Raw genomic sequence first — 24,583 nt, 5'->3', positions numbered from 1 at the left:
CGACCGGTCTGAGCGGTCTGACCGGCCTGAGCGGTCAGCCCGTGGCGACCGGCCGGGCGGGGTCGGTCACCCAGTCGGACCACGACCCGACGTAGAGCGCGGCCGGGATACCGGCCACCTCCAGGGCCAGCACCTCGTGCGCGGCCGTCACGCCGGACCCGCAGTAGGCGCCGACCTCCACGCCGGGGACGACCCCCAGGGTGTTGAAGCGTTCGCGCAGGAAGTCGGGCAGGTGGAAGCGGCCGGAGGGGTCGACGTTCTCGCCGGTGGGAGCGCTGACCGCGCCCGGGATGTGCCCGGCGACCGGGTCGATCGGCTCGACCTCGCCCCGGTAGCGCTCGGCGGCGCGGGCGTCGAGCAGCACCCCGTCGGCGGCGAGCTCACCGGCCCGCGCGGCGTCGAGCAGCGGCATCCCGCCCGGCCGCGCCTCGAAGTCACCGGGCTCGGGGTGGCTCTCCTCGGTGGAGACCGGCAGGCCCTCGGAGGCCCAGGCGCGCAGGCCGCCGTCGAGGACCCGTACGTCGGGGTGGCCGAAGTAGCGAAGGAGCCACCAGGCGCGGGCGGCGGCCGAGGTGGAGTCGGCCCCGTCGTAGACGACGACGGTCCGGGATCCGGACACGCCGAGGCGGCGCATCGCCTCCTGGAACGCCCCGGCGGAGGGCAGCGGGTGGCGGCCCCCCTGCCCTCCGGGATCCTCCGCGTGGGTCGTCAGGTCGGTCTCCAGGTCGCAGAAGACCGCGCCGGGGATGTGCCCCTCGCGGTAGGAGTCGATCCCGGCCGGCCCCGCGGGCGCGACGGGGAGCTTCCAGCGCACGTCGAGGACGCTCACCCCGGCCAGGCCCGCCAGCTCGGCGGGATTGATCAGCGGGTTCATCGGATACCTCCAGCGTGGAGACCCTGCGGCTTCGGCCGTGGGGCGGATGTCAACGGGTGCTTACCTCCAGAAGAGGAACGTACTGCTCGGCGGGGGTCAGCGAGCCGTGGCAGCCGAGGAACCCCGCCTCGTGCGGCTCGGCGACCGAGGCGACGATGGCGCAGTCGGTGTACGGGACGGCGAGGACGTCGCCGATCCTGGGCAGCCATTCCCGGCGGACCCCCGGCCCGAACCAGCCGGACTCGACCGCCTCCTCCCGGGACACCACCCAGGCCCTCCCGGCGAGGACGTCGCGCCAGGTGCCGAGGACGGCCGCCGAGGCGCCGGGGACGGTGTAGAGGTGGCGGGCCCTGGCCTCCCCGCCGAGCAGGGCGACGCCCTCGCGCAGCGCGGGCAGGACGTCGACGTCGACGCGGTCGGTGACGTTGACCATGCCGTGGTCGGCGGTGACGTACATCGCCGAGCCCGGCGGGAGTGTCTCCGCCAGCCGCTCGGCCATCCGGTCGACCAGGGCGAGCTGGCCGAGCCAGGCCGGGGAGCCCCAGCCGGTGACGTGGCCGGTGGAGTCGAGGTCGCCGTAGTAGACCGAGACGTGGGCCCGGGGCTCGGCCAGCGCGTGGCGGACCCCGGCGATCCGGTCGTCGACCTCGTCGGCCCCGACGAAGCGCACGCCCCGGTAGACGGCCCTGTTGAACCCGGTGGTCTCGAACTTGGCCGGGCCGACGTAGCTGACCGGGACGCCGGCCGCCGCCGCGCGCTCGTAGACGGTCGGGGTCGGCTGCCACTCGCCGGGTTCGACGAGGGGGCCGGGGGCGGTCCAGCGCAGGCAGTTGAGCAGGTAACCGGCGCCGGGCACGGCGAGCTTGTAGCCGAGCATGCCGTGCTCGCCCGGCGGCACGCCGGTGCCGAGGCTGCTCAGGCTGGTCACGGTCGTGGCGGGGAAGCCCGCGGTGAGCACTCCGCCGGACACCCCGCCGGGCAGGGAGGACAGGAACGGCGCGACGCCGGGGTGGGCGCGGAGCAGCTCGGCGCCCATGCCGTCGACGAGGAACAGCAGGATCCGCCCGGCCGGGGCGAGACCCAGCGGGTTGTCGCCGCCCGCCCCGGCCGCGGCGAGCAGCGAGGGGGCCAGGTCCGCGAGCGAGGCCGTCCCGTACGCGGGGACCAGGGGGTTCACGAGGCGGTGCGGGCGGTGGCCTCCGACAGCGCCTTGGCGAAGGCCAGCACGTGGGAGACGGCCTCCGGCCCGTCGGCCGCCTCGCTCACCCGCAGGGAGAGGTCGTCGGCCGTGATGGCGCCGGTGTATCCGTGGTCGGCCTCGCAGTTCTCGTCACCGCAGGTGGCCGGTTCCAGGTCGACGTGGGAGATCGCCCCCCAGCCGATGGTGAGCGTGACCTCCGTGGGCGGGACCCCCGGCACGTAGGAGGCGGGATCGGGGACGACCCGGGTGACCGCGACCGACTGGATCCGGCTGAGGCGTACGGCCTCGGTGGTCGTGGAGGCGTGGGACGCCGACACACCCTCCACCGGGGGGTGCTCGTCGGTGTGGCAGACGAGCAGCCGGGTGGGGGAGAGCACCAGCACGGTGACGTGCCTGCGCACCTCCATGGCCGGGTCGAAGGTGGCCTCGTGGTGCACGACGTAGGCGCCCACCTGTTCCTTGCCGAGCGCGGACTCGACCGCGTCGGCGACCAGGTCGGGATAGTAGCCACTGCGGTCGATGGCGTCGCGCAGGCCGGCGGACGAGAGTCGGGTTTCCCTCATGGGTCCATCCTGCCCTGTCCGGGGCGGCGCTTTCACCGGGAGCGCGTGAGCTTCGGCCCGCGGTGCAAATCGTGATGCGGTCCGCCATCGCCTTTTTCCGGCCGTGAAGACCTCATCGGGGGTGGTCCGGGTGGTCGTTCCCGCCCGTGACTTTCCCCTCCGATCGGTTTGGCGCGACCCGTTCGGGGTTACCGGGAGCAGTGACGGGTGGCGTGCCGGGCAGCGGTGACGGGCGATTCTCCGCATTTCCCGCCTTGTTTCACCTATATCGGAATGCTTTTCATCGCTTCCGAATCGGAAACGGTGAATCCCTACCGGAATCGGGGGCGAGGGAATATGGGCGGCGAAGGTCAGGATTCGGCGGGACGGCCCGTCCGGGCGCGGCCGGACTCGCGGGGACGTGCCCGGCCGTCCTGGCGGACTGGTCTCTCGCGCCTCGCGGCGGCCGTCCCGGTGACCATCGTGACGGCCGCCATGACGACCGCGGCGGCGACCACCGCGGGCCCGCCCATCTCGGGGGCGGCCTTTCCCGGTGACCTGATCCTCACCACGGTTCACGACGGCCCGTTCGAGGCGGGCGGCACCGGCACGTTCTCGATCGACGTCACCGCGAGCCCCGGCTCCGCCGGGATCATCTCTCCGACCGAGGTCGCCTACCACTTCCCCTCGGGCCTGACCCCGGTGCGTGCCTCGGGCACGGGCTGGAGGTGCCGGATCGCGGCGGGGATCGTCGACTGCGACACGCGTGACCTGGCCGCCCCCGGATTCCAGCTCCCCCGGATCACGGTCACCGTGGCCGTGTCGCGGGACGCCTCGGGGACGCTGACCGCGTCCGGCAGGGCCGTCCACGCCGTCCAGGAGGGCGTGGACACGGTCGACCCCGGCTCGGAGACCGGCCGGACCGCGATGGAGACCGGTCCCGCGCCCGCCACCGTCGCCAGCACGGTCCAGATCGTCCCCGCGACCCGTCGGCCGGGCTGAACAGGGCCGAGTAAGACTGAGTACGGCTAGCCGAGGCGCCGGGGACCGCCGTCGGGGCGCGGGCCCTCGTGGCTGCGGAGTACGGCGCGGGCGCCCAGCACGATCACCCCGGACTCCCCCACCAGCACCGGGTCGAGGGTGAGCCGCGCCACCTCGGGGAGATCGTCGGCCAGCCGCCCGAGCCGGATCAGCAGGTCCTCCAGCGCCTCGACGGCGACCGGCGGGTAACCGTACTCACCGAGGAGAAGGGGCGCGGCGCGCGGCGACCTCACCAGCGCCGCGGCGTCCTCCCTGGTCAGCGGGGCGAGGCGGTACGCCTCGTCGCGCAGCAGCCGCGCGGTGATCTCGCCGAGCCCGAAGGAGACCACCGCGCCGAAGGCCGGGTCGTCCATCACCCCGGCCACGGTCGGCACCGCGGGCTGCGGCGCCATGCGCTGCACCGCGAGCACGGCCTCAGGTTCGAGCTGGCGCGTCAGGTCGGCGTAGGCGTCGCGCACCCCGTCGGGACCCGACAGCCCGAGACGTACGGTCCCGGCGCGCTTGGCCGCCTCGGGGCCCGCGGCCTTCAGCACGACCGGCCAGCCGAGCCTGGACGCCGCCTCGGCGGCCTCGTCCGGTGACCCCACCGTCCGCGACGGCCAGACCTCCACCCCGTAGCAGGCGAGCAGTTCCGAGGCGTCGATCTCGGCCGGGGCGTCCGCGAGCGTCGCGAGCACGAGGTCCCGCGCGGCCCCGGCGTCGATGCCCTCGATCTCCTCGTGCATTCCCGCGGGCCGCTCCAGCCAGCGCGCGTGCCGCACGACGTGGGCGAGCGCGCGGACCGCCTCCTCCGGTGCCGCGTACGAGGGGATGGAGCCCCGGCCGGGCACGGTGCCAACCCGCAGCTCGTCGAGCATGCCGATCTTGCCCTCGAAGGTGGCCAGCACCGGCTTGCCGCAGTCGCGGGAGGCGCGCAGCAGCTCGGCGGCGACCTCCGCCCCGTTGCCGGGGATGGGCGGCATGTAGATCGCGACCACGGCGTCCACGTCCGGGATCACCGAGGCCAGCGCCGCGCCGAACTCCGCCGCGCAGGCCCGCGCGCCGAGGTTGACCGGCGGCCGGGGCTCCAGGCCCACCCGCACGCAGGCGTCGGCCGCGAGGAGCGCCATCGCGTCGGAGTTGCCGACCAGTCCCACCCTGGGCCCGGCGGGCAGCGGCTGGTAGGCCAGCAGCTGCGCCACGTCGAACTGCTGGATCAGGTCGTCGACCCTGATCACCCCGGCCTGCTCGAACAGCGCGCTGAGCGCGGTGTCGGGCAGGCCGAGCACCGGCGCGGCGTGGCCGGTGGGCACGTCCTGGGTGGTGCCGCCGCTCTTGACGACCACGATCGGCTTGCGGCGCGAGATGCGCCGCGCGAGACGGGCGAACTTGCGGGGGTTTCCCAGCGACTCCAGGTAGAGCAGGATCACGTCGGTCCGCGGGTCCTCCTCCCAGTACTGGAGCAGGTCGTTGCCCGACACGTCGGCGCGGTTGCCCGCCGAGACGAACGAGGAGATGCCCATGCCGCGCTGGGCCACCCGCTGCAGCAGCGCGGTGCCCAGGGCGCCCGACTGGCTGAAGAAGCCGACCCGGCCGCGCCCGGGGAGGGTGGCGGCGAGCGTGGCGTTCAGCCGGACCGAGGGGTCGGTGTTGGCGACGCCGAGGCAGTTGGGGCCGACGACCCGCAGGCCGTACGCGCGGGCGATGCGGGCCAGCTCGTCCTGCCTGGCCCGGCCCTCGGCGCCGGTCTCGCCGAACCCCGAGGAGACCACGATCAGCCCGCGTACCCCCTTCTCCGCGCACTCCTTGACCACGTCGATCACCCCGTCGGCGGGTACGGCGAGCACGGCGAGGTCCACCTCGCCGTCGATGGCCGTCACGCTCGGGTAGGCGCGCACCCCCGCGACGGCCCGCGCCTCGCGGTGCACGGGGTAGACCGGGCCGGTGAAGTCGGCGCCGAGCAGGTTGCGCAGCACGGTCTGGCCGACGCCACCCGGCTCGCGGCCCGCGCCCACGACCGCCACCGAGCCCGGCGAGAGCAGCCGCTCGATGGAGCGGGACTCGGCGCGGTGCTCGCGGGAGGCGGTCACCTCCTGGGCGGTCTCGGTCGGGGTGAGGTCGAGGGTCATCCTGACCACGCCGTCGGCGAAGCGGCTCTGCGCGGTGTAGCCGACCTGCTTGAGCACCCCCATCATCTTCTGGTTGGCGGGCAGCACGTCGGCGACGAAGCGGGCGATGCCCTTCTCCCTGGCGGTGGCGGCCAGGTGTTCGAGGAGCACGGAGGCGACCCCCCTGCCCTGGTGGGCGTCCTCGACGAGGAAGGCGACCTCGGCCTCACCCGGGTCGATCCGGTCGTAGCGGATGACCGCCACCATCTCGGTGCCGATCGTGGCGATCAGCGCCACGCGGCTCTCGTAGTCGACGTTGGTGAACCAGGTGATCTCCCGCTCCGACAGCCTCGGCCGGGGACCGAAGAAGCGGAAGTAGATCGACTCGTCGGACAACCGGCCGTAGAAGGAACGCAACCGGTCGGCGTCGGCGGGCCGAATCGGGCGTACATGGGCGGTGCCACCGTCCGACAGGACGACGTCCGCCTCCCAGTGAGCGGGATACTGAGCAGCCTCCACAGTCCCGAGAGTAGACGCGAATCTCACATGACAGACCACCTGGACGAATTCACGCAACGCTTGTGCATCGACTATGGTCCGGTGTCCGGTCAAGACCCCATACGCTGGCCGGAAGCTGTTAAGTTTTTCGCGGTTAGAGGCACGACCAGAGGTATGGCTTGAAGCATGTCTAGAGGCACGTCGGCATCGAAGGCAGCAAGGTGGTGACATCATGACGCGGGTGGTCGTGGTGGGCGATCTCATGACCGACGCGGTCGCCCGGGCTCGCTACCCGCTGGCCCGCGCCAGCGACACACCGGCGATCGTCACCATGCACGGCGGTGGTTCGGGTGCCAACATCGCCTCCTGGCTCGCCGTCGAGGGCACCGAGGTCGCCTTCATCGGGCGGCGCGGCGCCGACATCACGGGCCGTAACCGCGACATGGAGCTGATGGGGTACGGCGTCGACGCCCGCCTCGTCATGGATCCCGAGCGCCCGACCGGCACCTGCGTGGTGCTCGTCACCCACAAGGGCGAGCGCACCATGCTGTCCGACCCCGGCGCGAACGCGGCCCTGTCCCCCGAGGACCTGCCCCGCGACCTGTTCTCCCAGGGCGGGCACCTGCACCTGTCCGGCTACACCCTCATCAACGAGGGTTCCCGCGACGCGGGCATGGCCGCCCTGGAGATGGCCCGCCGCTCGGGGATGTCCGTCTCGGTCGACTGCTCCTCCTCCGCCCCCCTGGAGCGCACCGGCGCCGAGCCCTTCCTGGAGTGGACGCAGAGCGCCAAGCTGCTGTTCGCCAACGCCGACCAGGCGAAGGTCCTGACCGGCCGCGACGACCCCGCCGCCGCCGCCAAGGTCCTCACCGCCTGGTTCCCGCAGGTCGTCGTGAAGCTCCGCGACGAGGGCGCGCTCTGGTACGCCAACAACCGCCCCGACCCGATCAGGGTCCCCGCCGAGACCGTGGAGCGCGTGGTCGACGGCACCGGTGCCGGTGACGCCTTCACCGCGGGCTTCCTGCCCGCCTGGCTGGGCGGCAAGCCCCCGGCCGAGGCCCTCGCCTCCGGCTGTCACCTGGCCTCCCGGGCCATCTCGCACCTGGGCGCCCGTCCCCGCCTCTGATCCGGCCCCCGTCCCAGGACCTCCCGGAGATCCAATACTGTGGCCGGACCACGTTCGCGGCGACCCCCTGGAGTGACGCATGCCGGAGCCCCGCCCCCTGCGGCCGGGTGACCCGGAACGGATCGGCCCGCACCTGCTGGTCGGATTCCTCGGCGAGGGCGGCCAGGGCGTGGTCTACCTGGCGCGCACCCCCTCGGGGGAACGCGTCGCGCTCAAGGTGCTGCACGCCAGGCTCTCGGACGACGCGCAGGCCAAGCGGCGCTTCCAGCGGGAGGCCGACGCCGCCCGGCGGGTCGCCCCGTTCTGCACCGCCCGGGTACTGGAGGCCGACGCCACCGGCGACCGGCCGTACATCCTGAGCGAGTACGTCGACGGCGAGTCGCTGCAGCAGGTGGTGTCCAGGGAGGGCCCGCGCGAGAGGTACGCGCTGGTCAGGCTGGCCGTCGCCACCGCGACCGCGCTGGCCGCGATCCACCGCGCCGGGATCGTGCACCGCGACCTCAAGCCCAGCAACGTCCTGCTCGGCCCCGACGGGCCCCGCGTCATCGACTTCGGCATCGCGAGGGCGCTGGACGCCGCGTACAGCCTGACCACGGACCTGGTCGGCACGCCCGCCTACATGGCGCCCGAGCAGTTCCACGAGCAGGAGGTCGGTCCGGCGGGCGACGTGTTCGCCTGGGCCGGGACCATGGTGTTCGCGGCGACCGGGCAGCCGCCGTTCGGGCTGGGCAACCTGCCCGTGGTGATGCGCAGGATCCTCGTCACGGAGCCGGACCTGTCCGGTGTGCCGGAGTCGCTGCGTCCGCTGCTGGCCGCGGCCCTCACCAAGGATCCCCGGTCGCGTCCCGGCTCGGACGACGTGCTCGACATGCTGCTGAACGCGGACGGCGGCCCCGCCCCGGCCGCCGGAACGCTCCCTCTCCCCGCATCGCCCGCGCCCCCCGTGCCACCCCGCGCACCGGCCCCGCCCCGGTCCCCGGCGCCGTCACCCGCAGCGGTCCCGGCACGGTCCTCCCTCCCATCCTCGGCGCCGTCTTTCGCGACGCCCTCCACCGGGCTCTCCTCGCCGCTACCCGGCCGGTTCTCCCGGCTCACCGGTACGGCGGGGCGCCGCCGGGTCCTCACCTTCGCCTCGGCCCTGGCGACCGCCTGCGCGCTGGGCGTCGCCACCTGGCTGGTCCTGCCGTCCGGCGAGCCCGGCGTCGTCACACGGGCGACGCCGAGGCCCGCGCCGACCGGCTTCGACGCGGCCTCGGCCTCGGTCGTGAACCCGTCGGCGCGCAGGGGCGGGACGATGAGGTTCGGCGCCGGATTCGCCGCCGACTCCTTCGACCCCGCCAACACCTACTACCCGTCGATGTGGAACGTCGCGCGGCTCTACGGCCGCTCGCTGACGATGTACCGGCCCGTTCCCGGCGCCGCGGGCAGGGAACCCGTGGGCGACCTGGCCGAGGGGCCCGGCGTACCCAGTGACGGCGGCAGGACGTGGACGTACCGGCTCAGGGAGGGCCTGAAATACGAGGACGGCACGCCGATCGTCGCCGCGGACGTCAAACACGCCGTGCTCCGCGCGATCGGCAAGGACACCCTCACCCGGGGCCCGTACCACTTCGAGGAGCTGCTGAACCTGCCCTCGGGCTACCGGGGCTACTTCGCGTCACCGAAGGCGAACACCGACGCGGCGATCCGCGCCCCGGACGACCGGACCGTCGTGTTCCACCTCAGAAAACCCCACGGGGCCTTCGACCACGTCGCCCAGGTCCCCCAGACCATGCCGGTCCCCGAGACGAAGGACACCGGCGCGGCGTACGAGAGGCACGTGCTCTCCTCGGGGCCCTACATGTTCGAGAGCGCGGAGAGCGGCAGGCGGCTCGTCCTGGTCCGCAATCCCCACTGGTCCCCGGCGACCGACCCGAACCGCCGGGCGCTCCCCGACCGCTACCAGATCACCTTCGGCATGGACCAGGACACCGTCGACAGAGGGCTCCTCTCCGGCGACCTCGACCTGGACCTCGACTCGGGCGCGAGCGACGACCTGCCCGAGCGGATCGCGGCCGATCCCGCGCTCAGGGCGCGGGCCGACGCGCCCACGATCGGCTGGCTGCGGTACGTCGCGATCAACCCGCAGGTCCTGCCCTTCGACAACGTGGCCTGCCGCAGGGCCGTGTTCGCCGCGGCGGACCGGGAGGCCCTGCGCGACGCCTACGGCCGTGGCCTGCGGGCGGGCACGATCGCCACCGGGCTGCTCCCGCCGACCATCTCCGGGCACCGCCCGCTGAACCTGTACCAGACCGGCCGGGGCGACGTGGCCGGGGCTCGCGGGCAGCTGGCCGCGTGCGGGCGCCCCGGCGGCTTCTCGGCCACGATCACCTTCCGGGCCGAGCAGCCCAGGGAGCGGAGGGCCGCCGAGGCCCTGAGGACGGCCCTGGGCCGCGTCGGGATCCGGCTCACGCTCAAGGGCCTGTCCCGGGCGGAGGACGCGACCCATCGCGGCGGCAGCCCCTCCTACCTGAGGAAGGAGAAGATCGGCATGTCCATCCGGGCCTGGACCGCCGACTGGCCGGAGGGCGCCAGCTACCTGCCCTACCTGGCGGACAGCCGGAAGATCCTGGAGGACGGCCTGTCCTCCAACGTGAGCGTGCGCCTGCCCGAGGCCGACCACCTCATCGACCAGGCCGACGCCGAGCTCGACCCCGCCCGGCGCGAGGAGCTGTGGGCGCGGGTCGACCGCACGGTCATGGAGCAGGCCCTCGTGCTGCCCGTGCAGTGGGACACCCGCGTCCTGCTCCGCGGCGCGCGCCTGACCAACGTGCACGTCAGCCACGCCTTCTCCGACTACGACTACGTCGGTCTCGGAGTCTCCTGAAAGCCCGCGCCCTCCCTGCCTAGCTGGTGACCGCGAGGGCGAGGGGCAGCACGGCGGGGGCCCCGGCGTGCCGGAGCATCGCGGCTCCCAGCGTCATCGTCCAGCCGGTGTCGACCAGGTCGTCGACGAGCAGGACCGGCCCCCCGGCCCCGGCGACGGCCGCGCCCAGGGCGGCGGGCATGGCGAGGGTGCCCCGGATCGCCTGGACGCGCTGCGCGCTGTTGAACTGCCGTCCGGGCGAGCCCGACCGGTAGCCGAGGTCTCCCAGGTAGGACAGGCGCCCCACCTGGGCGAGCCGCTCGGCCAGGCCGCGGACGAGCAGCGGGCGGCTTCCCGAGGGCACCGCGACGACGCCGACCGGGCGCTGGGCCCACTCCCAGGACGACAGCACCTTGATCACGGCGGCGAAGACGTCGTCGGGGACCGGCTCGTCGGGGGCGCCGTCGGCGAGGAGGCCGCGCAGGCGGTTGCCCCAGCCGATGTCGGTGAGCCTGCCCAGCACCCTCCCCGGCTCGGCGCCCAGCTCCGGCTTGATCCGGCCCTTGAGGTCGGCCAGCCCGGTCGGCCACTGCCTGCGGGCCTCGATGTCCACCCCGGGCCGCTGGAGCCGGTCGGCGGCCGATCGTACGGCCCGCTCGTCCACCTCGGGCGAGCGGTGGACGCCGGTGCAGTTGTCACAGCGCCCGCAGGGGGAGGCGGTGTCGTCGTCGAGGCGGCGGCGCAGGAACTCCTCGCGGCAGCCGGTGGTGTCGAGGTAGTCGAGCATGGCCCGCTGCTCGGCCTCCCGCTCGGCGGCGACCCTGGCGTAGCGCGGCGCGTCGTACGCCCAGGGCTCGCCGGTGGACTCCCAGCCGCCCTTGACCCGGTGCACCGCGCCGTCGACGTCGAGGACCTTCAGCATGGTCTCCAGGCGGCTCCGGCTGAGATCCACCCGGTTCTCCAGGGCGGCCGTGGACATCACGCCGCCCTCCTCCAGCGCGGCCAGCACGGCGCGTACGACGGGCTCGGGCGGGAAGGCCAGCGAGGCGAAGTAGGCCCAGATGTCGCGGTCCTCCGCGCCGGGCAGCAGGATCACCTCGGCCCGCTCGACCCCTCGGCCCGCCCGGCCGACCTGCTGGTAGTAGGCGACCGGGGACTGGGGGGCGCCGACGTGCACGACGAAGCCGAGGTCGGGCTTGTCGTAGCCCATCCCCAGGGCGGAGGTCGCGACCAGCGCCTTGATCTTGTTGTCGAGCAGCGCCTGCTCGGCGGCGAGCCGCTCGGCCTGCTCGGTCTGCCCGGAGTAGGCGATCACCTCGTGGCCCTGCTCGCGCAGGTAGGCGGCGATCTCCTGGGCGGCGGCCACGGTGAGCGTGTAGACGATGCCGGATCCGGGGAGCTCGTGCAGCGTCCTGGCGAGCCAGGCCAGGCGCTGCTCTGCGCCGCGCAGGCGCACGACCCCGAGGTGGAGGCTGTCGCGCTCCAGCGCGCCGCGCAGCACGAGCGTCTCCTCGCCCATCTGCTCGGCGACGTCGCGGGTGACCCTGGCGTTGGCCGTGGCGGTGGTCGCGAGGATCGGCACGCCCTCGGTGAGCTCCTCGAACAGCGTGCGCAGCCGCCGGTAGTCGGGGCGGAAGTCGTGGCCCCAGTCGGAGATGCAGTGGGCCTCGTCGACCACGATCAGGCCCGCGCTCTCGGCCAGCTCGGGCAGCACGTGGTCGCGGAAGTCGGGGTTGTTGAGCCGCTCGGGGCTGACGAGCAGCACGTCGACCTCGCCCTCGGCGACCTGGTTGTAGATCTGCTCCCACTCCTCGGGGTTGGCCGAGTTGACCGTGACCGCGGTGATCCCGGCGCGCTCGGCGGCGGCGATCTGGTTGCGCATCAGGGCTAGCAGCGGCGACACGATCACGGTCGGCCCCTCGCCCAGCTCGCGCAGGAGCGCGGTGGCGATGAAGTAGACCGCCGACTTGCCCCAGCCGGTGCGCTGCACCACGAGCACCCGGCGCCGGTCCATGACCAGCGCCTTGATGGCCGCCCACTGGTCCTCGCGCAGCCGGGCGTGCTCCCCGGCGAGCGCCCGCAGCCGCTCCTCGGCCTCTTCGCGCAGCATCAGCTCTTCGCTCACCCGGTCATTGGTACCAGGTCTCGCCGACTGTTTTTCCCCGGTACGGCACACACGTGCCTCCGTACCCCGTACGGGGGCGGGGTGTGGGGGGACGAGCGGGGGCAGCCGGGGACGCTCAGGGACGCTGTACGAGGGCCCGGCGGGCGAGCGGGCGGCCGGGGTCTCGGAGGCTCCGCGGGCGGGAGGCGGGGCGCCGTCCGGAGGTCGCGGCCCGTTTCACCGGCGCCACCGGGGGTGCGGTGCCGGGAGCTGGGGACCTGCCGGGCTCCGCGCCGTGATTTGATGCATCCACTATGGACGTCACCACCTGGTACCTCGAACAGACCTCCCGCTCGGACCTGCTGCCCGCCAAGCCGCCGTCGGTCGAGGTCGACGTCGTGCGCGCCGAGCTGCCCTCGCCCGAGTTCAGCCGGTTCCTCACCACGGCCGTCGGCGGAGACTGGCACTGGACCAACAAGCTGCCGTGGACCTGGGACGAGTGGGCCGACTGGCTGGCCGGCGGCGTGGAGACCTGGGTGGCCTACCACCGCGGCACCCCCGCGGGCTACGTCGAGCTCGTCCCCCAGGAGGACGCGACGGTCGAGATCAACTCCTTCGGGCTCCTGGCGTGGGCGATCGGCAGGGGGATCGGCGGACACCTGCTGGAGATCGGCGCGGCGAGGGCCTGGGACCTGGCCGACCGGCAGCCGACGCGGGAGCCGACCCGGCGGGTGTGGCTGCACACCTGTTCGCTCGACAGCCCGGTGGCGCTCGCCAACTACCGGGCGCGCGGCTTCAGGGTCTACGACACCAGGGTGAACGTGCCCGGCGACGAGCACGAGGGCGAGACCCCCGGCCCCTGGCCGGGAGCGGGCCCCCGGACCCGGGGCCTTCCCGCCGCCCCCGGCACCCCGCCGGAACGGCCCTAGCACCCGCGGGCGGGCCGGAAGGCCCGGAAGTGTCGGATGGGCTGGGTATGGTATCGAGTCTCGGTACGATGCCCGGTCGCCCCCGTCGCCGGTCGCCCGCCGGACATCCCGGCCAAGGCTCCCCGGGGAGCCGGCGCCAACGGTTGGACCACGAAGACAGAAGGAGGATGCGCCTCCCCCCGGCCTGAACGGCCGGGGCGCGCGCGCAGGAAATCAGATGGCTCGACGGACGACCACACCCCCGACCGACGAGGGCTTCGAGGAGCGGATCGTCGACATCGACGTTTCCACCGAGATGCGCACCAGCTTCCTCGAATACGCATACTCGGTCATCTACCAGCGTGCGCTGCCGGACGCCAGGGACGGCCTCAAGCCGGTCCAGCGCCGGATCCTCTACTCGATGAGCGAGATGGGCCTGCGGCCCGACCGGGGCCACGTCAAGTCGTCACGCGTCGTCGGCGACGTGATGGGCAAGCTCCACCCGCACGGCGACACCGCCATCTACGACGCGCTGGTCCGCATGGCCCAGCCGTTCTCGATGCGCCTGCCGCTCATCGACGGGCACGGCAACTTCGGCTCCCCCGACGACCTGCCCGCCGCGATGCGTTACACCGAGGCCCGGCTGGCCTCGGCGGCGATGGCCGTGGTCCAGTCGATCGACGAGGACACGGTCGACTTCAAGCCCAACTACGACGGCCAGGAGACCGAGCCCACGGTCATGCCGTCGGCCTTCCCCAACCTGCTGGTCAACGGTGCCACCGGCATCGCGGTCGGGATGGCCACCAACATGGCGCCGCACAACCTCGTGGAGGTCGTCGCCGCCGCCCGTCACCTGATCAAGAAGCCGGACGCGACGCTCGACGACCTGATGCGGTTCGTCCCGGGCCCCGACCTGCCCACCGGCGGCACGATCATCGGCCTCGACGGCATCCGCGACGCGTACGCCAAGGGCCGGGGCACCTTCCGGATGCGCGCCAAGTGCGCCATCGAGCAGGTCAGCCCCCGCCGCAAGGGCATCGTCGTCACCGAGCTGCCCTTCAACGTCGGCCCCGAGCGGGTGGTCACCAAGATCAGGGAGCTGGTCACCGCCAAGAGGCTCCAGGGCATCTCCGACCTCAAGGACCTCAGCGACCGGCACAAGGGCCTCAGCCTGGTCATCGAGATCAAGAACGGCTTCATCCCCGAGGCCGTGCTGGAGGAGCTCTACCGGCTCACGCCGATGGAGGAGACCTTCGGCATCAACAACGTCGCCCTGGTCGACGGCGAGCCGCGCACGCTGGGCCTGCGCGAGCTGCTCCAGGTCTACGTCGACCACCGCATCGACGTGGTCCGCCGCCGCTCCCTCTACCGCCGCCGCAAGCGCGAGGAGCGCCTGCACCTCGTCGAGGGCCTCATCGTCGCCCTGCTCAACATCGACGAGGTCATCCAGGTCATCCGCTCCTCCGACAACTCCGCCCAGGCCCGCGAGCGCCTGACGGAGGTCTTCGAGCTGTCGGAGATCCAGGCCAACTACATCCTCGACACCCCGCTGCGCCGCCTGACCCGCTACGACAAGCTGGAGCTCGACCGCGAGAGCCAGACCCTGCGCGACGAGATCGCCGAGCTGACCGCGATCCTGTCCTCCGACGACAGGCTCCGCAAGGTCGTCTCCGACGAGCTCGCCCAGGTCTCCAAGACCTTCGGCACCCCGCGCCGCACGGTGCTGCTGGAGTCCTCGGGGGTCGTGAGGAACGTCTCGGCCCCCCTGGAGGTGGCCGACGACCCCTGCCTGGTGCTGTTCTCCTCCACCGGCCTGCTGGCCCGCACGTTCGACGCCTCGCCGCTGGCCGGTGACGGCGACCGCTCGGCCCACGACGTGCTGGTCTCCGCCGTGCGGAGCACGGTCAGGGGCGAGGTGGGCGTGGTCACCAACCAGGGGCGGATGATCCGGGTCCAGGTGGTCGACCTGCCCACGCTGCCCCGCTCGGCCAACCCGCCGTCGCTGTCGGGCGGTCACCCGGTCTCGGAGTACGTCACCTTCAACCCGGGTGAGACGGTCGTCGGCATCGGCTCGCTCGATCCCGACGGGCCCGGCCTGGCGCTGGGCACGGCGCAGGGCGTGGTCAAGCGGGTCGTCCCCGACTACCCGGCCAACCGCGACGACTTCGAGGTGATCACCCTCAAGGAGGGCGACACCGTGGTGGGCGCGGTGGAGGTGGAGAGCGAGGAGCACGACCTCGTCTTCATCACCTCCGAGGCCCAGCTGCTGCGCTACTCCGCCTCCGTCGTCCGCCCGCAGGGCCGCCCCGCGGGCGGCATGGCCGGTGTGCGGCTGGACGGCGACGCCACGGTGGTCTGGTTCGGCGCGGTCGATCCCGCCCGCGAGTCACAGGTCGTGACGATCGCCGGGTCCTCGACGGCGCTGCCCGGCACCCAGGTCGGCGGGGCCAAGGTCTCCGACTTCGCCGAATACCCGCCGAAGGGCCGGGCCACCGGCGGGGTCCGCGTCCAGCGGTTCCTCAAGGGTGAGGACGTCCTGCTGCTCGCCTGGGCGGGCCCCGGCCCGGCCCGCGCGGTCTCGGCCGTCGGCAAGCCCGTGCCCCTCCCCGAGGAGCTGGGCCGCCGCGACGGCTCCGGCGTACGGCTCACCCACACCGTGTCGGCCGTGGGCGGCGCCCTCGGCGCCGGAGGCGGCGAGCGGGTCTCCGGAGCGGCTCCCGCCCCGGAGGAGTGACCTCCGCCCGCGAAGAGACCCCGGGAGCCCCGCCAGGACGGCGGGGCTCCCGGGGCCGGGTACGACGGGCCCGCGAGGGGCCCTGAGATCGCGCAGGACGGTCAGTCGACGCACAGGCAGAACGGATGCCCGGCGGGGTCGAGAAAGACCCGGAAACCCTCCTCCTCGCCCGGCTGGTACGGGTGTTTGGACGCGCCGAGCGCCAGCGCCTCCTTCTCCGCCTCGTCGAGGTTCTCAACCGTCAGGTCGAGGTGGAACTGCTGGGATCGCTCGGTGGTGGGCCACTCCGGCGGCTGGTGGTCGGGGACCAGCTGGAAGCAGAGCCGTCCGGGCCTGCCCCCGGTGACCACCACCCAGTCGTCCTCGACACTGGCGATCTTCCAGCCCAGGAGGGCGCTGTAGAAGGCGGCCAGTCGCCTGGGGTCTGGACAGTCGAGGACGATCGACCTCAGCTGCGCGATTCCCATGCTTCCTCCCAAACTCGGCACCGATGAAGATCCTATGGCGGTGTCACCGGGAGCTTCAACGGCGTCTCGCGCCGATCGGGCCCGGGGCACGCGGGGCACCCCGGCCCGGCGCCACGACCGCGGCCCGGTCCGCCTTTCCCCGGCGGTCGGGCTGAAACCCGGCCTCTCAGGTGAGCGCGCCCTGGAGCGCGAACCGGATCGCCATCAGCAGCTGCCAGGGCTCGCCCGACTCCCAGAAGCGGACGACCCTGGCCACCCGGTCCGTCGGCTCGAACCCGCCGGTCCCCTGGGGGCCGAAACACCCCGCCTCCGCGAGGGCGGCCAGGAACGGGTCGTCGTCCTTCAGCGACCGGGTGTAGACGGCCGCGTCGAGCAGGGCCAGCGCCGAGCGCGCGTTGCGCCCCCCGTCCCTGACCTCGACCCGGTCGAGCTTGCGCCTGCCCTGGTCACGCAGATAGTCGGCCAGCGATTCGGTCCTGCTCATCAGCCTCTCCACACTTCCGGACTCTGGGTGACGACATCATGACCCAGGGTGAGAGGCGGTGGTGGGATCTTGGTGAAGTCGTCACCCGGCGAGCCCCGGCAGCGCTCTGGAAACGGGCATGAAGCATTATTAGTCCGTTGTTTGCGCCGACCGAGGGATGCGTACGTGAGTGCTTTTGACGACCTGCTGGCCGCCAACGAGGAGTTCTCCGCCACGTTCACCAACGCCGAACTGACCGGCAGGGCCGCCCGCGGCCTAGCCGTGGTCACCTGTATGGACTCGCGGATCGATCCGCTGGGGGTCTTCGGCCTGAGTCCGGGGGACGCCAAGATCCTCCGCAACGCCGGGGCCAGGGTCACCGACGACGTCCTGCGTACGCTCGTCCTGGCGGTCAACCTGCTGGGGGTGGAGCGGGTGCTGGTCATGCCGCACACCGACTGCGGCATGAACAAGGTCACCGACGACGAGGTGCACGCGATCGCCGCCCGGCGCGGCGTCGACACCCGCAGCCTGGACTTCCACACCGTCCCCGACCAGGACGCGGCACTGCGCCACGACCTCGTACGGATCAGGACGAGCCCGTTCCTGCCCGCGGGGATGCCGGTCGGCGGGGCCGTCTACGACGTGCGCACCGGCAAGCTGATGCCTGTCGAGCTCTGAACCCCGGGGTCCGGGGACCCGGTCACCTGACCGGTGCTCCGGGCCCGCCCGCGGGCCGTTCCTGCCGGGAGATCACCCGGCGGGGACGGTCACGCGTCGATGTGGTCGCGGTCGATCTCGGCCGCGCTGCTCACGATGAACTCCCGGCGCGGGGCCACGTCGCTGCCCATCAGGAGGGCGAAGATGCCCTCGGCCGCCTCGATGTCCTCGATGCGGACCCGGCGCAGGGTGCGGTGGCGGGGCTCCATGGTCGTCTCGGCCAGCTGGTCGGCGTCCATCTCACCCAGGCCCTTGTAGCGCTGGATCGGGTCCTTCCAGCGCTTGCCCCGGCGCTCCAGGTCTCGCAGCACCCGCTGCAGCTCGGCGTCGGAGTAGCAGTAGACGTACTTGTTGTGACCGCGCGTGGGGTTGGTGACCTCGATGCGGTGCAGCGGCGGCACGGCGGCGAAGACGCGCCCGGCCTCGACCATCGGCTTCATGTAGCGGTGGAACAGGGTCAGCAGGAGGCAGCGGATGTGCGCCCCGTCGACGTCGGCGTCGGCCATCAGGATGACCTTGCCGTAGCGGGCGGCCTCGATGTCGAAGGAACGCCCCGAACCCGCGCCGATGACCTGGATGATCGCGGCGCACTCGGCGTTCTTGAGCATGTCTGCGACGGACGCCTTCTGCACGTTCAGGATCTTGCCCCGGATCGGCAGCAGCGCCTGGAACTCCGAGTTTCTGGCCGCGCGGGCGGTGCCCAGCGCCGAGTCGCCCTCGACGATGAACAACTCGCTGCGGTCGACCTCGTCGCTGCGGCAGTCGACCAGCTTGGCGGGGAGCGCCGAGTTCTCCAGCGCGGTCTTGCGGCGCTGGTTGTCGCGGTGCTCCCGGGCGGCGATGCGGGCCTTGGCCGCCGCGACGATCTTCTCCAGGACCGCGCGGAGCTGCGGCTTGGCGTTGCGCGACGGGTTGGCGAGCAGCTCCTTGAGCTCTCGCGAGACGACGTGGGCGACGATCCTGGAGGCCGCCGAGGTGCCCAGGACCTCCTTGGTCTGGCCCTCGAACTGCGGCTCGGGCACCCGGACGGTCACCACGGCGGTGAGACCCTCCATGATGTCCTCGCGGGTCACCGGGGCGTCGCCGTTCTTGAGCAGGCGGGTCTCGCGCAGCTGCTCGTTCAGGGTGCGGACGAGGGCGCGTTCGAAGCCGTTGACGTGGGTGCCGCCCTTGGGGGTGGCGATCACGTTGACGAAGGAGCGGACGGTGTTGTCGTAGCCCTTGCCCCAGCGCACCGCCACGTCGACGGTGAGCTCCCGCTGGACCTCGGTCGGGGTCATGTGCCCCAGGTTGTCGAGGACCGGGACGGTCTCGTGGAAGTGACCGGTGCCCTGCAGCCGCAGCACGTCGCAGACGGCCTCGTCGCGGGCGAGGAACTCGGTGAACTCCGAGATGCCGCCGTCGAAGTGGAACTCCTCCTCGACGGCCTCCTCGCCCCGGCTGTCGCGCACGGCCAGGGTGAGGCCGGGGACCAGGAACGCGGTCTGGCGGAGGCGGACGTGGATCTCGTCGAGGGAGACCTCCGCCTCGGGGAGGAAGATCTGGTGGTCGACCCAGAAGCGCACGCGGGTGCCGGTGGGGTTCTTCGCCACGCCGCCGTCGCGCAGCCCGGACTTCTTCTTGAACTTGGCCTTGGGGCCGTCGCCGTCGAAGACGCCGGGAACGCCCCTGCGGAAGCTGATCTCGTGGATCCGGCCGTCGCGGTCGACCTCGATGTCCAGCCGCGAGGACAGGGCGTTGACGACGGAGGCGCCGACGCCGTGCAGGCCGCCCGAGGCGCCGTAGGAGCCGCCGCCGAACTTCCCGCCCGCGTGGAGCTTGGTGTAGACGAGCTCGACACCGGCCAGGCCGCTCTTGGGCTCGACGTCGACCGGGATGCCCCGGCCGTCGTCGCGGACCTCGATGGAGCCGTCGGGGTGGAGCTCGACCTCGATGCGGTCGCAGTAACCGGCCAGGGCCTCGTCGACCCCGTTGTCCACGATCTCCCAGAGGCAGTGCATGAGACCGCGGCTGTCGGTCGACCCGATATACATGCCTGGGCGCTTGCGGACGGCTTCGAGACCCTCCAGCACCGACAGGTGGCGGGCCGTATAACCCGTCTCCGCGCTAACTGCGGTCACGCCCACTCCCACTCTGTCGAACACGTGTGCGCAGCTTACCGTTCTTCCCACCACGACGCGTACAAGCTTGCCATCCGGCGGGTACGGGCGTTACATCCGGCGTGATCATCGTTACTTTCGGACACTTTCCGCTCTGGGCGTAGCAGGGGGTCGGTTGGGAACGTTCGTATCGGGTTAGATGTTCTCTCAAGTGACTGACGCCAGATCCTCCACCTCAGGGGATGACCTGAAAGGCGATACGTGACTGGAACCCTCGCCCCCGCCAAGCAGCTCACAGCTGCTGACCGCTGTGACCGGTGCGGCGCCCAGGCTTACATCCGCGCGACCCTGCCCGTAGGTGGGGAGCTGCTGTTCTGCGCCCACCACGGGCGTCAGCATGTGGCCGTGCTGAGAGACAAGGGCGCCAACATCCAGGACGAGTCCGCTCGTCTCAGCGACGCCCCGGCAACGGCAGGCCACGACGAACGATAACCAGACGAATGGAGCCATCATCGGACCCGATAGTGATATCGGCCCGCCACCGTGAGGCCCTGCCGCTCGTAGAGCGCCCTGGCAGCGGTGTTCGACTCCACTACGACTAAATATGCCCGCTGTGTGCCCTGCGCCCGCGCATGCGAGAGCAGGGCACGCAACACCTCCCGTCCATGGCCCCTGCGCCGCGCATGCGGCAGAACCGCCATGGAGTAGATCCCGAACCACTCCCCCTGGACCACGCCCCGCCCGACGGCCTCCCCGCCGAGCGAGGCGTACACGGCGGGCACGCCGGTGAGGATCCGCGCGGCCGTCGCCAGACCGTCGCCGCCGAACCTCCCGTCCACGCTCCACCAGGCGTCCAACCACGCCTGTGAGGGCGCCTCAGCGAGTTCGACCTTCCCTCCCGCCCCTCCCGGCTCCTCGGACACGAGAGGCGCGGTCATGATCAGTGTGGGATCCACCACCCGGTAGCCGCGAGCCTCCAGTGACGCGTCCAGACCGGGCGTGGCACCGCCTCCCACGGAGAAGACACAGGGCAGCCCGCGGTCGGCGTAGAACTTCTCGGCCCCCTCGACGGCCGCTTCCAGGTCCTCCGGCTCGCCCAGCGGCAGCACGGAGTTGGCCCGCTTGGTCACCCCGCCCGCGGCGCGCAGCGTCCAGCCCCCGGCGTTCACCCGGTGGAGCGCCGGCCAGGCCTGGTCGACCAGCCGGTCGAAGCCCTCATCGATCATGCTGAAGGATCCTAACTCCCCGATCGCCCCACTACGCTCGGCGACTGTGCTGATTCTGCTGCCTCCGTCCGAGGGGAAGGCCACTCAGGGCGACGGCCCCGCCCTCGACCTGCCCCGGCTGAGCTTTCCCGCCCTCCGCCCGCCCAGGAGGAAGGTCCTGGACGCGCTCACCGCGCTGTGCCGGAAACCGGCCGCGCGGGACGTGCTCGGCCTGTCGCCGGGGCAGGCCGCCGAGGTCGGCAGGAACCTGCTCCTGCGGACCGCGCCGACGCTGGCCGCGGCCGACCTGTACACCGGTGTGCTCTACGACAACCTCGGCCTGGCCTCGCTCTCCCCCGAGGCCGCGACGCGGGCCTCGGAGAGCCTGCTGATCTTCTCCGGCCTCTGGGGCCTGCTGCGGATCGGCGACCGCGTGCCACCGTACCGGCTGTCGATGGGGGTGCGGCTGCCGCCGCTCGGCGGCCTGGGCGCCTTCTGGCGCCGGTCGGTCACCCCCCTGCTCGACGCCGAGCCGGGCCTGGTCGTGGACCTGCGCTCCAGCACGTACGCGGTGGCGTGGCAGCCGGGCGGCCGGGCGGTGGCGGTACGGGTGCTCAAGGACGGGAAGGTGGTGAGCCACATGGCCAAGGCCACCCGCGGTGTGATCGCCCGCTCCCTGCTTGAGGGGGGCGTGGATCCGGAGGGTCCCGAGGAGCTCGCCAAGGTCCTGGACCATCTCGGCCACTCCGTCACGCTCTGCGCGCCGCCCACGGGAAAACGGCCGTGGACACTCGACGTCACGGTGTGATGTCCCGCGGATCACCCTCCCGTGGCCGTGCCGGGAACGCGGAGGACCGGGAGGCCCCGGCCGGTTCACGCCGCGACGAGGTGGAGCCGCCCGCAGGCCCGCTGGAACTGCTGGGCGGGATCTCCGAGGTAGGACCACGGCAGGCTGCTGACCCTGCCTCCCGTCCGCATCAGGTGCCCGCGCGCGGGCCGTCTCAGGTCGGCCAGGTAGAAGGCGGCCCCGAACAGGTTGTGCGCCTCGATCGACCGGGGATGGCTGTCACGCCCCAGCCAGCGGCCCGAGTGCGCGACGACCTCGCGCAGCGCCCCGTCGGAGAACCAGCCGCCGCGCGACATCGGTGACCGCTCGGCGGACACCTGCTCGAAGTGGGCCAGCGGCACCAGGGACGCCATCGGATCCCCGTCGGGCGCCCGTGAGACGGCCTGCCTGGCGAACTCCAGCATCTCCTGGGCACTGCCGCCCCAGGCGGGGGACAACGTCATGAGCCGGGCCACGTTGGCCGGGAACAGCGTCGGATAACGGCGAACGGCCTCGTACCAGACCGCGTCCTTCTCCTGGCGCGGCCGGTCGAGACCGAGGTAGAGCCACATGATCGATTCCCAGGGCACCGGATCGGACGGCGCGAGCGACGCCGCGGTGAGGAGCGGCGTCCTGGCCGACTCCATCGCCTCCTGGAAGGCCTGCATCCGCCGCGCCTGCACGGCCCGAGCCTTGACGTCCGGCTTGATCGTCCAGGCCTCCTCGATGCGGGTGCGCCCGAGCCAGAGCCAGAGGTCGGGGTTGGCCCGGTCGCGGGCCGTCAGCGCCTCTATGGCACGGCTGTGACCTACGGCCGCCTTGGCCAGCGCCTCGATCCTGAGCGCGCGGCTCTCCGGATCGCCGCGGGCCGCGCCGATCGTGATCGTGCCGGCTTCGAACACCCTCCGGCGTACCGCGGCGACCGCTTCGTCGAGCATCGCGTCCGTCCACGGACGATCGACGATCACCCGCAGTCCCCGGGCGCGAATCATGTCAACTTCGGCCACACCCATGAGGCGGCAGCCTAGGAGCCCGTTTCACACGGCGTGCTACCGACCTGTTACACCCGCGTTAACGACAAAGGGCCCGCACCATACGATGCGGACCCTCTGTCAGAAAGCCTCAGTCGAGGTAGTCGCGCAGGACCTGCGACCGGGACGGGTGGCGGAGCTTGGACATCGTCTTGGACTCGATCTGCCGGATGCGCTCGCGCGTCACCCCGTAGACCTTGCCGATCTCGTCCAGCGTCTTCGGCTGACCGTCGGTCAGGCCGAAACGCATCGAGACCACGCCCGCCTCGCGCTCGGACAGCGTGTCCAGAACGGAGTGGAGCTGCTCCTGCAGAAGCGTGAAACTGACCGCGTCCGCGGGAACGATGGCCTCGGAGTCCTCGATGAGGTCACCGAACTCGCTGTCTCCCTCCTCACCCAGCGGGGTGTGCAGGGAGATCGGCTCGCGACCGTACTTCTGGACCTCGACGACCTTCTCGGGGGTCATGTCGAGCTCGCGCGCCAGCTCCTCCGGGGTGGGCTCGCGGCCCAGGTCCTGGAGCATCTGCCGCTGGACGCGGGCCAGCTTGTTGATCACTTCGACCATGTGGACCGGGATGCGGATGGTCCGCGCCTGGTCGGCCATGGCGCGGGTGATCGCCTGCCGGATCCACCACGTGGCGTAGGTGGAGAACTTGTAGCCCTTGGTGTAGTCGAACTTCTCGACCGCGCGGATCAGGCCCAGGTTGCCCTCCTGGATCAGGTCCAGGAAGAGCATTCCGCGCCCGGTGTAGCGCTTGGCCAGCGAGACCACGAGGCGGAGGTTCGCCTCCAGCAGGTGGTTCTTGGCCCGGCGGCCGTCCTCGGCGATCCACTCCAGCTCGGCGCGGACGTCGACCGGGAGCTTCTCGCCGTCGGTGCCGAGCTGCTCCTCGGCGAACAGACCGGCCTCGATGCGCTTGGCGAGCTCGACCTCCTGCTCGGCGTTGAGCAGGGGAACCTTGCCGATCTGCTTGAGGTAGTCCTTGACCGGGTCGGCGGTGGCACCGGCGGCGGCGACCTGGGGCACCGGGGCGTCATCGTCGTCGTCGGTGAGGATGAGGACCTCGTCCTCGTTCACCTCGACGGCCTCGACCTTGGGCTCCTCCTCGGTCTCGGCCTCGGCCTCCACCTCGACCTCGGCTTCCACCTCCACCTCGACCTCAACCTCGACCTCGGCCACGGCCTCCAGGTCGAAGTCCTCGATCTCGACGTCCTCGAGGTCGATGACCTCGTCGTCGTCACCGGTGACCGGCTTCGGCGCGGACGCGGGAGCGGGGGCGACGGCCCCGGCGGGGCCGGCCTTCTTCGGCGGCGGGGCGGGGACCGGCTTCTTGGCGGCCGGGGCCACCTTCTTGGCCGGGGCCGCCTTGGCGGGGGCCGCCGGCTTCTTGGCCGCGGTCGCGGCGGGCTCGGAGCCGCTGACGACCGCGGTGACGGTCTCCGGCTGCTCCTTGGCCGCCGCGGCGGTCTTGGTCTTCTTGACGGCGGCGGGCGCGGCCGGGGCAGTGCGGCGCTTGGCGGGAGTGCGGGGCTTCTTGGGAGCCGCGGAGTCCTCGGCGGTCAGCCGTACTGTGATGCCCTCTTTGCTGAGGCTTCGCAGGATTCCAGCGACCTGCGCCATCGGAATGTCCGCTTCCTCGACGGCCTTGCGGACATCCTCGGACTCGAGGAACCCCTGCGAGCGCCCCCGCTCCATCAGCTGCTGAATGACGGGCTCGTTCAGCTCGGATGGCTTCGAGCGAGTCGAACTTGCAGGCGACACGAACACCTCTCGAAGGAAAGCGTGACGAGAATGGACCCAGATGCCCAACT

The 24,583-nt window shown here is 72.3% G+C and carries 19 protein-coding genes; 8 read left to right on the top strand and 11 right to left on the bottom strand.

Features of this window, described 5'->3' with window-relative positions; translation table 11 throughout:
* Positions 1-34: 34 nt before the first annotated feature.
* From ACW9TB_RS24470 to ACW9TB_RS24460, 3 genes are read right to left on the bottom strand one after another with little or no spacing between them, the layout of a single operon-like run.
* Positions 35-874 carry a sulfurtransferase gene (locus ACW9TB_RS24470; protein ID WP_472750394.1) on the bottom strand — a complete coding sequence of 280 codons (840 nt, stop codon included), beginning with the start codon at positions 872-874 and terminating at the stop codon, positions 35-37.
* Between the two features lie 49 nt (positions 875-923).
* Positions 924-2,051: an alkaline phosphatase family protein gene (locus ACW9TB_RS24465; RefSeq protein ID WP_472750393.1), complete on the bottom strand. Its 1,128-nt coding sequence runs from the start codon at positions 2,049-2,051 to the stop codon at positions 924-926.
* Positions 2,048-2,638: a DUF5998 family protein gene (locus tag ACW9TB_RS24460; RefSeq protein ID WP_350925792.1), complete on the bottom strand. Its 591-nt coding sequence runs from the start codon at positions 2,636-2,638 to the stop codon at positions 2,048-2,050. The genes ACW9TB_RS24465 and ACW9TB_RS24460 overlap by 4 nt, the downstream gene beginning before the upstream one ends.
* A 453-nt stretch (positions 2,639-3,091) precedes the next feature.
* Between ACW9TB_RS24460 and ACW9TB_RS24455 the strand changes: the two genes are divergently transcribed.
* Complete coding sequence (locus ACW9TB_RS24455) at positions 3,092-3,619, top strand: hypothetical protein (RefSeq protein ID WP_472750392.1); 528 nt, start codon at positions 3,092-3,094, stop codon at positions 3,617-3,619.
* Between the two features lie 26 nt (positions 3,620-3,645).
* On the opposite strand, the gene ACW9TB_RS24450 is transcribed toward ACW9TB_RS24455, so the two are convergent.
* Positions 3,646-6,264, bottom strand: coding sequence for a bifunctional acetate--CoA ligase family protein/GNAT family N-acetyltransferase (locus ACW9TB_RS24450; protein WP_472750391.1), 2,619 nt, complete (start codon positions 6,262-6,264; stop codon positions 3,646-3,648).
* Positions 6,265-6,475: 211 nt separating this feature from the next.
* Here ACW9TB_RS24450 and ACW9TB_RS24445 point away from each other — a divergent pair, with 211 nt between their 5' ends.
* On the top strand, positions 6,476-7,369 hold the full coding sequence (locus tag ACW9TB_RS24445) for a carbohydrate kinase family protein (RefSeq protein ID WP_472750390.1): 894 nt from the start codon (positions 6,476-6,478) through the stop codon (positions 7,367-7,369).
* 79 nt (positions 7,370-7,448) lie between these two features.
* Complete coding sequence (locus ACW9TB_RS24440) at positions 7,449-10,235, top strand: ABC transporter substrate-binding protein (protein WP_472750389.1); 2,787 nt, start codon at positions 7,449-7,451, stop codon at positions 10,233-10,235.
* Positions 10,236-10,254: 19 nt separating this feature from the next.
* On the opposite strand, the gene ACW9TB_RS24435 is transcribed toward ACW9TB_RS24440, so the two are convergent.
* Positions 10,255-12,324 (bottom strand): RecQ family ATP-dependent DNA helicase, encoded by a 2,070-nt coding sequence (locus ACW9TB_RS24435; RefSeq protein ID WP_472750446.1) that lies wholly within the window; start codon positions 12,322-12,324, stop codon positions 10,255-10,257.
* A 308-nt stretch (positions 12,325-12,632) separates the two neighbouring features.
* Between ACW9TB_RS24435 and ACW9TB_RS24430 the strand changes: the two genes are divergently transcribed.
* Positions 12,633-13,247, top strand: a complete 615-nt coding sequence (locus tag ACW9TB_RS24430) for a GNAT family N-acetyltransferase (protein ID WP_472750388.1) — start codon at positions 12,633-12,635, stop codon at positions 13,245-13,247.
* Between the two features lie 217 nt (positions 13,248-13,464).
* The gene (locus ACW9TB_RS24425; protein ID WP_472750387.1) at positions 13,465-15,960 is read left to right on the top strand and encodes a DNA gyrase/topoisomerase IV subunit A; all 2,496 of its coding nucleotides are present in this window, start codon (positions 13,465-13,467) and stop codon (positions 15,958-15,960) included.
* A gap of 101 nt (positions 15,961-16,061) precedes the next feature.
* On the opposite strand, the gene ACW9TB_RS24420 is transcribed toward ACW9TB_RS24425, so the two are convergent.
* Complete coding sequence (locus tag ACW9TB_RS24420) at positions 16,062-16,427, bottom strand: VOC family protein (protein ID WP_472750386.1); 366 nt, start codon at positions 16,425-16,427, stop codon at positions 16,062-16,064.
* A 166-nt stretch (positions 16,428-16,593) separates the two neighbouring features.
* Positions 16,594-16,911, bottom strand: a complete 318-nt coding sequence (locus ACW9TB_RS24415) for a hypothetical protein (protein WP_472750385.1) — start codon at positions 16,909-16,911, stop codon at positions 16,594-16,596.
* A 165-nt stretch (positions 16,912-17,076) separates the two neighbouring features.
* Here ACW9TB_RS24415 and ACW9TB_RS24410 point away from each other — a divergent pair, with 165 nt between their 5' ends.
* Positions 17,077-17,571: a beta-class carbonic anhydrase gene (locus tag ACW9TB_RS24410; RefSeq protein WP_472750384.1), complete on the top strand. Its 495-nt coding sequence runs from the start codon at positions 17,077-17,079 to the stop codon at positions 17,569-17,571.
* Positions 17,572-17,660: 89 nt separating this feature from the next.
* On the opposite strand, the gene ACW9TB_RS24405 is transcribed toward ACW9TB_RS24410, so the two are convergent.
* Positions 17,661-19,730, bottom strand: coding sequence for a DNA gyrase/topoisomerase IV subunit B (locus tag ACW9TB_RS24405; RefSeq protein WP_472750383.1), 2,070 nt, complete (start codon positions 19,728-19,730; stop codon positions 17,661-17,663).
* 240 nt (positions 19,731-19,970) lie between these two features.
* Here ACW9TB_RS24405 and ACW9TB_RS24400 point away from each other — a divergent pair, with 240 nt between their 5' ends.
* Positions 19,971-20,201 carry a DUF7455 domain-containing protein gene (locus ACW9TB_RS24400; RefSeq protein WP_472750382.1) on the top strand — a complete coding sequence of 77 codons (231 nt, stop codon included), beginning with the start codon at positions 19,971-19,973 and terminating at the stop codon, positions 20,199-20,201.
* A 17-nt stretch (positions 20,202-20,218) separates the two neighbouring features.
* Here ACW9TB_RS24400 and ACW9TB_RS24395 read toward each other — a convergent pair whose 3' ends face one another.
* Positions 20,219-20,935 (bottom strand): GNAT family N-acetyltransferase, encoded by a 717-nt coding sequence (locus tag ACW9TB_RS24395; RefSeq protein WP_472750381.1) that lies wholly within the window; start codon positions 20,933-20,935, stop codon positions 20,219-20,221.
* Positions 20,936-20,981: 46 nt separating this feature from the next.
* Here ACW9TB_RS24395 and ACW9TB_RS24390 point away from each other — a divergent pair, with 46 nt between their 5' ends.
* A complete protein-coding gene (locus ACW9TB_RS24390; protein ID WP_472750380.1) occupies positions 20,982-21,722 on the top strand; it encodes a YaaA family protein in 741 nt (246 codons plus the stop codon).
* 65 nt (positions 21,723-21,787) lie between these two features.
* On the opposite strand, the gene ACW9TB_RS24385 is transcribed toward ACW9TB_RS24390, so the two are convergent.
* Entirely contained in the window at positions 21,788-22,753 is a 966-nt protein-coding gene (locus ACW9TB_RS24385; RefSeq protein ID WP_472750379.1) for a hypothetical protein, read from the bottom strand.
* Between the two features lie 109 nt (positions 22,754-22,862).
* Positions 22,863-24,533: an RNA polymerase sigma factor gene (locus ACW9TB_RS24380; RefSeq protein WP_472750378.1), complete on the bottom strand. Its 1,671-nt coding sequence runs from the start codon at positions 24,531-24,533 to the stop codon at positions 22,863-22,865.
* Positions 24,534-24,583: the final 50 nt, after the last annotated feature.

It is taken from the genome of Streptosporangium sp. H13245 (assembly GCF_055690525.1).
This window is presented reverse-complemented; position numbering and strand designations above follow the sequence as displayed.

Coding starts and splice junctions, on each gene's coding strand:
- ACW9TB_RS24470 (WP_472750394.1), bottom strand. CDS start 874: ATGAACCCGCTGATCAATCCCGCCGAGCTGGCGGGCCTGGCCGGGGTG.
- ACW9TB_RS24460 (WP_350925792.1), bottom strand. CDS start 2,638: ATGAGGGAAACCCGACTCTCGTCCGCCGGCCTGCGCGACGCCATCGAC.
- ACW9TB_RS24445 (WP_472750390.1), top strand. CDS start 6,476: ATGACGCGGGTGGTCGTGGTGGGCGATCTCATGACCGACGCGGTCGCC.
- ACW9TB_RS24440 (WP_472750389.1), top strand. CDS start 7,449: ATGCCGGAGCCCCGCCCCCTGCGGCCGGGTGACCCGGAACGGATCGGC.
- ACW9TB_RS24435 (WP_472750446.1), bottom strand. CDS start 12,324: ATGCTGCGCGAAGAGGCCGAGGAGCGGCTGCGGGCGCTCGCCGGGGAG.
- ACW9TB_RS24430 (WP_472750388.1), top strand. CDS start 12,633: ATGGACGTCACCACCTGGTACCTCGAACAGACCTCCCGCTCGGACCTG.
- ACW9TB_RS24425 (WP_472750387.1), top strand. CDS start 13,465: ATGGCTCGACGGACGACCACACCCCCGACCGACGAGGGCTTCGAGGAG.
- ACW9TB_RS24420 (WP_472750386.1), bottom strand. CDS start 16,427: ATGGGAATCGCGCAGCTGAGGTCGATCGTCCTCGACTGTCCAGACCCC.
- ACW9TB_RS24415 (WP_472750385.1), bottom strand. CDS start 16,911: ATGAGCAGGACCGAATCGCTGGCCGACTATCTGCGTGACCAGGGCAGG.
- ACW9TB_RS24395 (WP_472750381.1), bottom strand. CDS start 20,935: ATGATCGATGAGGGCTTCGACCGGCTGGTCGACCAGGCCTGGCCGGCG.
- ACW9TB_RS24385 (WP_472750379.1), bottom strand. CDS start 22,753: ATGGGTGTGGCCGAAGTTGACATGATTCGCGCCCGGGGACTGCGGGTG.